At 62.9% G+C, this 13,116-nt stretch carries 11 protein-coding genes, 1 pseudogene and 1 riboswitch; of the genes and pseudogenes, 4 read left to right on the forward strand and 8 right to left on the reverse strand.

The features are described 5' to 3' along the window. Positions 1–333 precede the first annotated feature (333 nt). From JN302_RS33155 to JN302_RS33190, 8 genes are all read right to left on the reverse strand, one after another. Positions 334–1,308, reverse strand: coding sequence for a hypothetical protein (locus JN302_RS33155; RefSeq protein ID WP_202330441.1), 975 nt, complete (start codon positions 1,306–1,308; stop codon positions 334–336). Between the two features lie 243 nt (positions 1,309–1,551). After that, positions 1,552–3,282: a ParB/RepB/Spo0J family partition protein gene (locus JN302_RS33160; protein WP_202330442.1), complete on the reverse strand. Its 1,731-nt coding sequence runs from the start codon at positions 3,280–3,282 to the stop codon at positions 1,552–1,554. Between the two features lie 79 nt (positions 3,283–3,361). After that, on the reverse strand, positions 3,362–3,781 hold the full coding sequence (locus JN302_RS33165) for a DUF2958 domain-containing protein (RefSeq protein ID WP_202330443.1): 420 nt from the start codon (positions 3,779–3,781) through the stop codon (positions 3,362–3,364). Between the two features lie 206 nt (positions 3,782–3,987). After that, a complete protein-coding gene (locus tag JN302_RS33170) occupies positions 3,988–4,950 on the reverse strand; it encodes an ArdC family protein (protein ID WP_202330444.1) in 963 nt (320 codons plus the stop codon). Positions 4,951–5,375: 425 nt separating this feature from the next. Next, positions 5,376–6,344 (reverse strand): omptin family outer membrane protease, encoded by a 969-nt coding sequence (locus JN302_RS33175; RefSeq protein WP_202330445.1) that lies wholly within the window; start codon positions 6,342–6,344, stop codon positions 5,376–5,378. A 343-nt stretch (positions 6,345–6,687) separates the two neighbouring features. After that, entirely contained in the window at positions 6,688–7,143 is a 456-nt protein-coding gene (locus JN302_RS33180; RefSeq protein WP_202330446.1) for a GNAT family N-acetyltransferase, read from the reverse strand. Positions 7,144–7,525: 382 nt separating this feature from the next. Continuing rightward, entirely contained in the window at positions 7,526–8,614 is a 1,089-nt protein-coding gene (locus JN302_RS33185; RefSeq protein WP_202330447.1) for a threonine aldolase family protein, read from the reverse strand. 70 nt (positions 8,615–8,684) lie between these two features. Then, on the reverse strand, positions 8,685–9,560 hold the full coding sequence (locus JN302_RS33190) for an AraC family transcriptional regulator (RefSeq protein WP_202330448.1): 876 nt from the start codon (positions 9,558–9,560) through the stop codon (positions 8,685–8,687). A gap of 231 nt (positions 9,561–9,791) precedes the next feature. On the opposite strand from JN302_RS33190, the gene JN302_RS33195 reads away from it, so the two are divergent. From JN302_RS33195 to JN302_RS33210, 4 genes and pseudogenes are all read left to right on the forward strand, one after another. Further along, positions 9,792–10,109: a transposase gene (locus JN302_RS33195; protein ID WP_446720691.1), complete on the forward strand. Its 318-nt coding sequence runs from the start codon at positions 9,792–9,794 to the stop codon at positions 10,107–10,109. A 230-nt stretch (positions 10,110–10,339) separates the two neighbouring features. After that, positions 10,340–11,032 carry an OmpW/AlkL family protein gene (locus tag JN302_RS33200; protein WP_202330450.1) on the forward strand — a complete coding sequence of 231 codons (693 nt, stop codon included), beginning with the start codon at positions 10,340–10,342 and terminating at the stop codon, positions 11,030–11,032. Positions 11,033–11,224: 192 nt separating this feature from the next. Then, positions 11,225–12,361, forward strand: a complete 1,137-nt coding sequence (locus JN302_RS33205) for a cytochrome P450 family protein (RefSeq protein WP_244846082.1) — start codon at positions 11,225–11,227, stop codon at positions 12,359–12,361. Between the two features lie 5 nt (positions 12,362–12,366). Then, a pseudogene (locus tag JN302_RS33210) lies at positions 12,367–12,621 on the forward strand (cytochrome P450); the annotation flags it as partial. Positions 12,622–12,895: 274 nt separating this feature from the next. Continuing rightward, positions 12,896–13,095: riboswitch (cobalamin riboswitch) on the forward strand. Positions 13,096–13,116: the final 21 nt, after the last annotated feature.

Here is a 13,116-nt window from a genome sequence, read left to right on the forward strand (position 1 = left end):
GCCCGCATCGCCTCAAGCGCGGTTCTCACGTCGGTTCCTGGCTGGTGAAGCGTCATTTGCCTGCCGTATGATCTGGATTGTCAAGATGATGGGAGCGACGACCAGGCTGTCGGTCAGCCCATGCGTTTTCCCGTGAAGGACTGGGCGATCAAACCACGCCGACAAGGGCGTGGCCTTGATCTGGGTCAGTCGAGGCCCAGCCGGCGTCAGATGACGTCGATCCAATCCAGTCATGCGCCAGCTGACCCCATGACGACGCCATGGCACCAGCCAGCCCAAGGGAGAACCAGGCGTCTGATCTGGGGAAGGCTGTTTTAAGGACTTTTTGCGAGATCAGCGAATAACCGGCTCGCCATGAAAGCGCCGGCGCGAGGGCGGCGAGACGCCGAAGCCGACTTCCATCATCAGTCGTGGCGTGCGCGAAGGCACGGTGCCCATATGGAAGCCGAACGGATCCTCGACGAAGCCGAGGCCGGCTTCGCCGGTCAGCGTGACCGGACTGTCGTCGCCATAGACCTTGAGAACCTCCTGCGCCGGATGGCCGACAAGCAGCGTCAGCTGATGCTTGATGGCGCGGCGGTTATGACTGCCACGGACATAGACATGCGGGCCGGTGCCTTCGTCGACCGGCGTCAGGTAGAAGAAGAATTTCAGCATCCGCCAGTCATCGAGGTCGAAATGATACTTGCCAAGCGAGGCACGGTTCTTGTCGGCGTCGGAAGCCTCGCTGGTCGGGAAGCTCCACCACACGCGTGTGGTGATCAATTTCGCCTGAGCGCCCAGATAATGCGCGGCGATGTCGAGCAGCAGCGGGTCGTTCTGGATGGCGACCGCTGCCTTGCAGCCAAGGATGTGTTCGAAAAAGTGGCCGCTGAGCAAGGAGCGGCCGAAACGCTTCTCGGCCTCGGCATGGTCCTCAGCCATGAATTCGAGACGGCGATCGAAATTGCCGAAACAAGGCGTGTAGCGGGCGAAGGCGGCGATCTCCTTATGGATGGAAGTCGGCAGGACGAGCCCGCAAAACAGCCCGTCCGACCGCAGCGCCTCGAGAACGTCCTGGCGATCGACGCCGGCAAACATGGTGTCGTGGGCTTTTTGCGACACGCGAACCGGCTTTGCCCCACGCCAGTGCATCCGGCGCGCCGGCATGGTGCGGGCGAGCACGAACATCGGCAGCCATGCCGGGTTCTCGCGAATGTCCGACAGATAGGTCGGAATGCGCACGGCGATGCGGCGCAGCACGCCGCCGTTTCGCGCGATGGCCTCGAGACTGGCGGCGCCGGATTTGTCACGGCTCGAAAGGGTCATGAAGGTCCTCAGCTATGAATGCAATATGATATCGACGAAGCATCTCTTTTCACTGCCTCGCCGCTGGTCCAAGCCCGATTCCCGCAACGGAAGGACGTGTAGGCGCGCGTCGGTTTTTGTGCAATGCACAATAGCCTTGCGCGTGGCACAATGCTGTTCGGATCGCCGTGCGCATCAGCCAATATCCAGCGGCAGGCAAACGAGGCGGCGGCACTTAAAAAGAGCCGCCGCCCGGCTTGGCACCTATTGGCGGACGAACAGCGGCTGGACGCTCGCCCATTGATCGGCGGTGCGGAAGCCGCCGCGTTTCGTGTAGCTTTCGACCGGGAATTTCATCCAGTTGGGCATCCAGTTGTCGGTTTTCTCGCGGCCGTTCTCGCCCGACAGGCAATCGCGGATGATCTTCTTTTGCGTCTTGACCTTCTCGGCGACATTGCCGTCGGCGACAGGCTTGCCGGCGAGGTCGGCCAGCATCGCATTGGCGATCTCCCTGTCGCGCAGCAGGTCGAAGAAGGCGTCGTCCGCTTGCCACCACGCGCCCATGTCGATGCCCAGATGGTTGCCGAGGGCCTCGACGACGGCGCTGCCGGCTTCGAGCGTCTCGGCCATGACAAGGCTGAGAACGCGCATGACGTCGTCGTCGCAAAGTGCCAGCAAACGGGCAAAGACTGCGGCAAGCGCAAAGGCGTCGCCATTGCCGCCGGCTATCGCGCCCTCCTCGTCGGCCTGCCCAAGCAGCGCCAGCACCGCGCGCCGTTTTTCGGCGAATGCGGCTTCGGCCCTGGACGCGGCAATACTTGCCGCCACCGCTTCATTGGCGGTGCGCTGCGGCTCGCGGCGAACCTGCCACAGGCCCGAGCCTGCGATGGCATGCGCCACCATCAGGCGCAGCGCGACACAAGGATGGCCGAGCATGGCGGTACGCACGGCACCGTGGCGGTGCAGATCGACATAGTTCTGCATCGGCCCGGTGAGTTCCGGTCGCGACGGCTTGGCGGGCGTTTCGTCGTGCGCGCCGCCCTCGCCTTGCGCGCGGGCGCGGCGGGCTTCCTTGCGCGACAGCCAGCCCTCGTGGCATTCGACCGCGCCGCGATGCGAGACCGATATGAAGACCTTGCCGCCCTTCTTCCTCGGCGTCTTTTCATGGTCCCATGACTGGAAATGCTGCCCCGGTTCCAGCACGGCGACCTCGGGCCAGCCGGCTTCCAGATAGGCATCGCGTTTGGCGGCAATCGCCTCGTTCTGCTTTTGCCAGAACAGGTCGGCATCGGCGAAATAGCTGTCCTCGCCGAACAGGTCGCAGACGATCAGGCCCGGATAATCCTCGATGGGGAACAGCGCCACCTTGGTGGAAATCGACTGGCCGCCGAACAGCCATTGCTTCAATTGGTGGCCGCGCGGAGCGTATTGCTCGGGGTCGGCATAAAGCGCCAGCCAATCCTTCTGCTGCGCCTTGGAGGCCATGGTCAGATGGCGCGCCGTCTCGGCGTCGATGTCCTCGCGCCGATAGGCCTCGCGGATCTTGGGCAGAAGATCGCCGAGCGCCAGAATGCGTTTGACCAGAAGCTCGGTGACGCCGAAGGTTGCGGCGATATCTGGAATGGTGCGGCCTTCCCTCATCAGCCGCGAAAACGTCTCCCACTGCGACACCTCGTCGGGATCGAGCCGGGCGAAGTTTTCGATCAGCGAGGCCTCGAGCGCGTCGGCGTCGTCGCCGTCTTCCATGATGGCGCAGGGCAAGGCATTGCCCTGGCCGCGCTCGTCGGCGAGCGATTTGGCGGCGAAATAGCGGCGCCGGCCGGCGACGATCTCGAAGCTTTCCGGCGTGCCGTTGGGCCGCACCAAAAGCGGCACCAGGACGCCGCGCGCGCGAACCGACGGCAGGATGTCCGACACGTCGGGCGCGCGTTTGGAATGGCGCATGTTGAGCGCGGAAATGTTGAGCTTATCAAGCGGAATGTGGGCAAGTTGCATGGTTTGTCTCCTTCGTTGCGGGGTGGGATTGCCCCGCCGCAGAGGCTGCAAGCCGGCGCGGCGGGACGGTTTTCGCGCCCTAGCGGCGCGTCTGTTCCGCCGTGTCGGGCGGAAGCTTGGAATCGGCGTTGCCAAGGGCTTCTGCCGCCTGTCGCAGCAGCCGGTCGGCTTCGGTGATGTGGCCGGCGCTGCACGCTGCCTGGGCGTAGACGGAGAGCGGAAAGCGCGCCTTGAATCCAAGGTCGCGCTCGATGCCGAGGCCAAGCCGCCCCTTGACGCTTGCAAGCTCGGCAAGACTGACGCTGCCGAGTTCGGGGAAGCCGAAGCCGAGGTCGCAAAGGCCGAAAAGGGTGTCGCCGTCGGCGTCGAGTTCGGTGAGAAGCCAGGTCGCTGGGCCGGTAGGATCGAACAGTTTGACCACCGGGACATGGTCGGTTTCGGTGTCGGTTGCGCCATTGGCGAGCAGCAGGGCGCAAAGCTCGTCGGTGATCAGGATCATGGGAAAACTCCTCTCAAAACAGGTCGCGTTGATTTCTGGCGTCATCGAACAGCCCGATATCGAGCGGCTTTTGCGCCGCGCGTGGGCGCATCGGCGCGTCGGCCAAAAGGGCGAGGCGGTCGCGCGTGGTGGCTGGACACCGGGAATGAGCGTCTGCTCGCCTTGCGGCGTTGACTCGGTCCGCAGGGTGTCGGGATCGCGCGCGCTCATGCCGCGATCTCGTCTTGTTGCGCGCCTTCGGCCTCGGCGTTGAAGCCCAGAAGAAAATCGGTGGCCTTGGAGGCAAGGCTGGCGGCGCGGAAGATGGCGCGATTGTCCTCGCTCAGCACCTTCAGCCATGTGCCGATATAGTCGGCATGGCGCACGGTCGGCTCGATGCCGAGGGTCGAGCAGACAAAGGCTGCGGTGATTTCGGCAACCAGTTCCTCGCGCGCATAGGTCTTGGAACCGAAGGCGCCGGAGAGGTCGCGCGCCAGCCGCGCCGGGTGGCCGGTCCAGTGGCCAAGCTCGTGGAAGCAGGTGCGGTAATAGTCGATCTGCTGAAAGAATGCCGGCTGCGGCGGCACCTGAATGGAGTCACTGCCCGGCATGTAGAAAGCGCGATCGCCGCCGATGCGGAAATCCGCGCCGCTTCCTCGAATAAGCGCCTCGGCCTGCGGGACGATCTCGCGTTCGGGCAGCGGTTCTGCGTTGCGGTAAAGGTGCTCGGGCAGGCCGTCGCACTGCGCGACGTTGAAGACGGTGAAGCGCTTCAAGTACGGCACCGCCTGCGGCTCGTCGCCGTCTGTCTTGGCGCGCTCCTGCTCGCCCTTTGGGACAAAGCGGTCGGCATGCACGATTGTTGTGCCGCGCTCGCCCTTCCTGACATTGCCGCCAAGGGCAAGCGCCTGCCGGAAGGTCAGCCAGTTCTGGCCGGGATAGCTGCGCTCGATGACGGCGCCCCACAGGATGAGGATGTTGATGCCGGAATAGCGGCGCCCGGTGGCCGCGTTGCTGGGCAGGCCGAGGTCGGCCTTTGCGCTGCCCCATGGCTTGACCCATGGCACGGTGCCGCGCTCCAATTCGGCAATGATGCGGTCCGTGATCTCCTGATAAAGGCTGGCGCCCGAGCGCCCGCCCCTGCCCGCGCCAGCCTCTCGGCTGTCGGAACGCTGGTGTTTTGCACGCATCGTCTGGTCCTCCGCTCTTCAATCCCGCGCCTTTCCCCGCAAGTGGGGTGGGCGGCGAGACGCGACCGGAAAGGCCCGCCGTCGGAGGCGGACCGCATCCGAAGGACCGGAACGAAGAGGAGGACCCGAAGCGCAAGCGAAGGGTTGCGGGACGCCGCGGCGGGCCTAGAAGGGAGTGCCGCCCACCCCGCGCCGCCGGGAAAGGCCAACAGACAAACCGCGCCGGCCGGCAGGGCGGCGACCGTCAGCAGCCGACAGGCTGCCCGCGCCAGGGGGCGAAGCCGGATGGCCGAGACCGCCTGAGCCTGGCGAAGAAAAAGCGGGCTCGGTTCACGAGCACCCGGCACGCGCCGTCAGGCGCGCGGGCGCATCAGATTTCTGCGCCGTGCGGACATCGGTTTGGCGTTCCGGTCGCACTCGTTCAATCAGAACGAGGTCTTGATGCCGACCATCACTGTCGCCGCGGCAAAATCGCCGCCGATCCAGTCGTCTTCGCCGCCAGTCTCTGCGCCGGTCGCAATGTCATAGGTGTTGTAGTCGCCGCGAGCGGTGAACACCTTTACGTAGGAACCGGAGACGAAGAAGCTGGTCCGCTCGTTGTACTGGTAGCCGACGCTGCCGCCGACCATCAGAACCGGCGCCGATTCGAAATCATCCTCGAAGCGCAGGTCACGCATCCAGTGATGATCGGTAGCGCCGGCCGAGAAGGTCGTGCCGCCCTTCAGCGCAAAGCCGAAGTTCCAGCGATCCTGGACATAGGTCGCATCGATGCCGGCGAAGGCGACCGGCAATTTCTGCTGGTAGCTGATGGCCTTTGCGTCTCCTGGGAAGTCGCCAACCGAATCCCGGAAGCCGGCAACGCTGTAGACATAGGAGCCGCCATAGGCAGTCCACTTGACCGAGGTGTACTTGAAACCACCGTTGACGTTGATCAGCAGCTGGTCGCTGAACTGGAAATCGTGGCCGAGCGCGACGGTTGCCGAATAGAAGTAATCAAGATCGGTGTCGGAATGGCGCGAACGGTTGCTCCAGTCGTTCCAGCCATCATTGGTCGAGAATGACGGGTTCCAGTCATAGTCTTCCATGTAGCTGTCGCCGCTGAAGGCGATCTGGCCGGAAAGCTTGGCGGTCCAGCCGGCCTCGCTGCGCGCCGTCATCTCGGCTGAAATGACCGCAGAGGTGCCTTCCCAGATAAGGTGGCTCAGCTTCGAGCCGCTGCCGGGAGCCTGATAGACCAGCTCGTTGGCCTGGATGTCGATGACGCCGACGCCGCCAACGAAAGAGAAATTGGGATTGTAGGGCGCCGGTTCGCTCGCCACCGCGTCGCTGGCCATCGCCGGCCAGGCAGCGAGCAACGCTGCCGCTCCACCAAAGACTTTCGCGTACAATTTCATAGGACTACCCTCATGGGAATCATCCGCCATTCGGCTATAGGCAGCGTAACCGGGTGCAAGTCGGGTGCGGTCGTCTATGCAGCGCCCCTGTAGGTGGCAAAATTGCCGCCCTCGGCTCTGTTCCTCAACACTCAAGGAAACGTCGTTAGCGTGACCCGATTGACGGCGGTTTTTGCCGATGCGTTTCGGGCAGCGGGCGTGACGGCAACCCCTGCATTATCCGAGGCACACATTTGCGATGACGATGCTGGTACGATTGCAGCGGCAGGCAGCGACCACGCCGGACCTCAATCCGCTGAGATCGTGCAGGTTGCTTTGAGCAGCCCATAGCAAACTCTCTAGTCTAGATAATCCGAAAGAGCCGAGGGCCGAGTTCCTCGAACCCGTTGCGCAGGTAGAAATCGAGCGTGCGCTTCCATTTTGGTTGCCTGGGCGCTGCAAGCTCAAGTCGCTTCCAACCACGCGCATGGCCTTCCCGCGAGGCGACCTCAAGCAGTTGAGGGGCAATCCCTTTGGAGCGCTTTTCGGGTCGAACATACAGCTCCGAAATATAGCCGAACTTACCTCCTGCATAGATCGCCGTGCATTCATTCAGCACCATGATGCCGACCGGCTCGTCATCTGCACTTGCGATCACTGCGACCACGCCAGCGTCGGCAAGCATTATCTGCGCGCTTTGTCTCACGTCGTCGGGCGCGGGCGCTTTCCCGCCAGTGAGTTCATCGAGCAGCGCGTGAATAAAACGGACGACCGTCCCTGCGTCCGTTGCGTTGGCGCGGCGCGTAGATATGGAAGGCATATTTTCTCCTGCTAGTGGTCAAAATCCCGATTGATGCTGCCACCCCACGCAGATCCGACTCACTCTTTTAAGTAACTCGGACGAGTGAACAGCATTTTTCATCAAAAATATGATAAAAAATTGCAAAATAAATATTACAAGCAACAGGATACCGATGACTTGAGGTGAATTGCGCAGATAGGGGGGCCTGCAAATCAACCTGGTTACTTCGTGACCGCACGGTGAAGCCGCCTTGCCGAGGTAAGATGAAGTTGCAGGTCTAAAAGGGCCTAGGACAAACGATACAGCCTGAGATGCCCGTGCGGCCAGTACGCTAGGACAATGCAGTCGAGCAAAGAGGACATCCGTGACGGGCGGCGAGAGCGCTCGACGGTCGCCACACTCATTCGGCACCAGCCGGAACAGCCGAGCCGACCGGTGCGCAGAGGCTGGTTGCCGCGCCGATCAAGTCGGACACGTCGGCCCCGGTCGTCGCGAAAGAGGTGACGAACCTCACGATTCCGGGCTCCCACCGGTCATGGTAGAAGCGGAATCCCATGTCGAGCAGCCCTCGGATCAGGGACGTGGGAAGTCGGCAGAACAGGATGTTGGCCTCGGGACGCTGCTGGATTTTCACGCCTGGCACCAGGGCCAACCCCTGCGCGAGCGCCGATGCCATCGCATTGGCATGGGTCGCGTTGCGAAGCCAGACACCGTCCCTCAGATAGCCGTCCATTTGCGCCGCCATGAAGCGCATCTTGGAACTCAACTGGCCGGCACGCTTGCGGCGAAAGGCTATCGTGCTCGCGAGATCTCCGCGGAACGAGACGACTGCATCGACCCCAAACGTTCCATTCTTGGTGGCGCCAAATGACACAAGGTCGACGCCGGCCTTCCACGTCATCTCGGCTGGCGAGCAGCGCAGAGTGACGAGGGCGTTGGCGAAGCGAGCACCGTCCATGTGGAGCGCCAGGTTCGCTGACCGGCAGATATGTCCGATCGCCTTGATCTCGTCGAGCGCGTAGACCGATCCCATCTCGGTCGCCTGCGTGATGCTGACGCTGGAGGGCTGGACCGAGTGGATATCGCCCACCATGCGCGTTGCATTGGCCGCTAAGGCGTCGATGTCGATTTTGCCAGCCTCGCCTGGAAGCTGCACCAACTTCGCACCGGCGGTGTAGAACTCCGGCGCGCCGCACTCGTCCCGGTTGATGTGTGCATCGGCGTGCGAGAGGATGCTGCCCCATGGCGGCGTAATCGCCGCGAGCGCCAGCGCGTTTGCCGCCGACCCTGTCGAAACGAGGAACACGTCGACCGCATGCTCGAACACCTCGGCGAGCTGGCGCTCGACGGTATGCGTCAGCTCATCGTTGCCGTAGGGAAGCGCCTGACCCGACGCGCACGCGGTGATGGCTGCGATCACCTCGGGGGAGACGCCGGCGATGTTGTCGCTGGTGAAGTCGCGGGGGCGGGTCTGCTTGCTTTCGTTCATGGTCTGACGCTCGTTTCATCCATTGAGCGTCCAAGTTGGACGGTTCGCCGCGCGCTTTATTGAACGATATTCAAACCGAGAGGTAACGTGCCGGCGTCACCCCCAACACCGCCTTGAAGTGCCGGGTCAGGTGGCTCTGGTCCGCGAACCCGACCGCGACGGCGACCTCGGCGACCTGCTGACCTCGCCTCAGCAGCCGTCGCGCCTCGTCGATGCGGACCTGGATCAGGTAGCGGGTGGGGGGCAACCCGAAATGCGCCTTGAAGCCTTCGATCAGCGTCGCCTTGGAGCATCCGGCGAGGGCGGCCAGGGCGGCGAGCTGCAGAACTTCGTCAAAGTGGGCATGGATGAAGTCACATACGTCGCGGAACCTCGGTGGCACGAATTTTGGCTCTGCAACGCGCGACCTGCCGGCCTCTGCGAAGACGTGGGGCAGGAAACGGATCAGATACTCCTCGATCTCCAGTGCCGAGCTATGCCCATGTTCAAGCAGGCGCCAAAACGCGCTGAGGCCGTGTGCAACTGGGGCATTCTCCTGGAACGGGCTTTTGAAGTCGATCGTTCCGGGTTCGTTTTGGCCGCTGTCCTCAAGGACTTGCCGGATAAGGACTTCGGGCATGTAAAAGATCTTCTGGCTCCAGCCAAGATCGTCACCAGCACCCCCGAAATGCGGTTCCCCGGGCGCGAAGGTCGCGACGGTGCCGCTACCGGCGTGCCAAACCTCACCTCGGCACCAAACATCATGGACGCCTCGCTCGATCAGCCCGATCAGATACTCGTTGTGGATATGCTTGGAGAAATCCTGCCGGTGATAATCCGCCGCCAGGTAATCGAGCCCGCCAAGGACATCGGAGTGCTTCATCACCGCACGATTGCGCGGCGGTCGGCCCGGGGGTTCAGAACGGCCACGCGCCTTTTCGTCGCATTCTACGGCGGTATCGGCCACTTGATGATCAATCCAGGTCGGTCGTCACAACGATATCGTGCACACGTCGCGAATTTCAAACCGAAGCAGGATTAATTGCCGCCCGAAGAGGGGCCTGCTGCAGGGCGGGCAGCGGATTGGCGGGATTAATCGTGTTTCAAGCTTGGGATGTGGACCCGAGCGACGCGTGGCCGTGTGGCCGATATCAAGAAGAAGACCAAGCGCTATCCCCTCCGATCTGACGCATGAGGAATGGTCGCGGATAAACCGTTCCTGCCGGGCGCGGCCAAGACCGGGCGGCGCGTGGTGACGGACCTGCGCGAGGTCTTGAACGCGATCCGCTACATGGCCCGATCAGATGGCGGCTGGCGCATGCTGCCAAAGGATTTCCCGCCCATATCGGTCGCGGTCGAGACGCCTTACGGACATGCCCACGAACTGCGCCAACTGGCTGGAACGTTCCCCGGCCTGACGGCGAAGCAGCAGGCGCCGATCAAGGCGCTGAACGCAGAATACGCCAAAACTCGAAGCCGAGCACGAGCATGCCAACGAACTGCCGGCCGATGTTGACGAACGGCTACCAGGGGCGGCTACGGCTGCACTCATTGTCGGATCTTCGACGAAGTCGGACATGAGACACAGCGCTATCGGAGTGACCGCATTGTTCTGCAACGATTTTCTCATTTGGCACGACACATGCGGGGGCTATCCCGCATGAGCGCTCCGTCAATCTCGATTGATGCGAGCAGGATTCAATCAAGGCGCAGTGCGTCGCTTCTGAAGATCAAGGAGAGAAAAGTATGGCGAGAGCGCGAATTGGCGTGGCGCGGGCAATGACAGCGGCTGTCGTCCTCATCGTTGCGGGACAGGCCGGCGCGGCAGATGTTGGGCAAGCCGCGAGCGTCCCGCAGGCAGAAGCCTGCGTCGCGGAAGCGCCAAGCCCCTGGCAGATCCGTCTGCGTGCGTTGGGGGTGATCACCGAGGATTCGGGCTATGTCAATGCGGTGCCCGGCTCCGGTCTTTCGTATTCGGACACCGTGACGCCGGAACTCGATATCTCATATTTCTTCACGGACAACATCGCCGCCGAACTCATACTCGGCACCACCTATGCCAACATCGATGGCCAAGGTGCGATCGGCGGGCTGGGCAAGGTCGGCAAGGTTTGGCTGCTGCCGCCCACGCTCACATTGCAGTATCATTTTACCGATTTCGACGCCTTCAAGCCCTACGTCGGCGCCGGCGTGAACTATACGATCTTCTATCATCAGCAAGTCGGCAGCGCCGATGATCTCAAGGTCAAGAACACATTCGGCGCCGCGCTGCAGGTCGGATTCGACTACATGGTGGACGAGCACTGGGGCGTCAACTTCGACGTGAAGAAGCTTTTCCTCAGGCCCGACTTCGACGTCACTGTCGCCGGCGCCAAGCTCACAGGCAAGGCCAAGCTCGATCCCTGGTTGATAGGCGCAGGTCTCACCTACCGCTTCTAATGTCGAAAGGACCCTGAAGGGGCACTTTTCGAAGTCCGCGCGCGGATCTTCCGTGCCGAGAAGTGGACCCGCGATGGTTCTTAAAGGAGTTGTTGGCATGCGCGTAGAAAACGATCATTGCGACGTGATCGGTGTGCCGGCCGCTCCCACGCAACTTGATCGTCTTTCTTCTGCGATTCTGCGGCAGGGGGGATGGCGCGAGTGTCGCTGCCAGGCGATGTGGTGACCTGGGCGGCAGCCCGTCACCAGACGCTCAGGCAGATGCTTTCCGACCAGCGTTTCAACAAGGACTGGCGACAGTGGCGGGCGCTGCAGGACGGCGAGATTCCCGAGGATCATCCGCTGATCGGGATATGCAAAGTGGACAACATGACCACGGCGCACGGCGCCGATCACCGGCGCTTGCGCGGCCTGCTGTCCAGCAGCTTCGCGCCCAGTCGTATCGCCTTGCTGGCGCCACGGGTCGAACAATGCGTCGATCGACTCCTGGCCGAGATGGCGCAGCGCGGCGGCAGTGCCGATCTGATGAGCGAGTTCGCCGCTCCGCTGCCCACCAACGTGATCGCCGAACTGTTCGGTTTGCCGGACGAACAGCGCGAAGAGATCGTCGCGCTCACCTACAGCCTGGCCAACACCTCCGCCACAGGCGAAGAGGTGCGACAGACGCGGCAGCGCATCCCGGAGTTCTTCCGTCGCCTGATCGCGCTCAAGCGGGGCCAGCTCGGCGATGATCTGGCTTCGGCCCTGATCGTCGCGCGTGACAAAGGCGAGCTCGTTTCCGACACCGAGCTCATCGACATGCTGTTCATGGTGCTGTCTGCGGGCTTCGTGACCACCGCCGGCGTCATCGGCAATGGCGTGCTGGCATTGCTGACGCATCCGCAGCAACTGCACTTGGTGCGCAGCGGCCAAGTTCCGTGGTCACAGGCGATCGAGGAGATCCTGCGCTGGGGCAGCTCAGCGGCCAATCTGCCGTTCCGCTATGCCACCCAGGACGTGGAGATCGACGGATGCCTGGTCCGCCGCGGCGATGCCGTCCTGATGGCGTTCCATGCGGCGAACCGGGACGAAAAGGCCTTCGGTCCCGGCGCCAACAGGTTCGATGTCACCCGGCGGCACAACCCGCATTTGTCATTCGGCGAGGGGCCGCATTCCTGCCTGGGCGCTGCGCTGGCGCGCCTGGAATTGCGCTGCGCCTTCCCCGCGCTGTTCGGGCGGCTGGAGGATCTGGCGCTGACCATCGCTGCGGAGGACGTCGTCTACATGCCGTCTTACGTCATTCGCTGCCCGCAGCGCCTGCCGGTCAGCTTCCGCCCTTCCGTCGCTTAGAGAGTGCGGCATTCACCCCGGATTCGGTGATTCTCGGTTCGCCGGGGTGGCTGGTCTCGCACGAGGGGGGCGAGCATGCCCGGTTACGCACGATCGTGGCGCCGGCCTTCAGCAATCGCAGGGTGAAGCTGCTCGCGCAGCAGGTCGAGGCGATCGCCGCGCAGTTGTTCGAGACGCTGGCGGCCCAGCCCCAGTCCGCCGACCTGAGGCGCCACCTCTCCTTTCCGCTTCCGGACATGGTTATCAGCGTGCTGATGGGCGAGTGCGCAAGGACGCTGAGCGAAGCCGAGCGGGAACAAGTACCGGGATTCCCGGCTGACCGTGACGACCTGGCCCGACTTTACGCCCTTTGAGCCCGGCGACCTCGATCTGATCCGGCGTCGCCGATGGGGACAAGGATCTCTCCGAGCCTGCACTGATAAGAGGCGGCATCGTAAGCGGCTTTGGGCGAAAGAGACCGATCAGCGCAAGGGCATTATTCGCATCATCACATAAACATCTCGTTATATGTATTGACAAGAAGCGAAGCTGCTGTGATTGTGCGCATGTCGTGGTTCTCCGCGCGGCACTGCTGTAGCGGAGCTAAGAGGGAAGCCGGTGCGATGCCGGCGCTGCCCCCGCAACTGTTAGCGGCGAGCCAAGCCCATTGGTGTCACTGAGGCGAACGGCCTCGGGAAGACGGGCAGAGGCTTTGACCCGCGAGCCAGGAGACCTGCCACGACGAACAACGTCCACGGGCGGGGTGTCTCGGTGGC

The sequence above is a fragment of the Mesorhizobium sp. L-8-3 genome (genome assembly GCF_016756615.1).
GTDB lineage: Bacteria > Pseudomonadota > Alphaproteobacteria > Rhizobiales > Rhizobiaceae.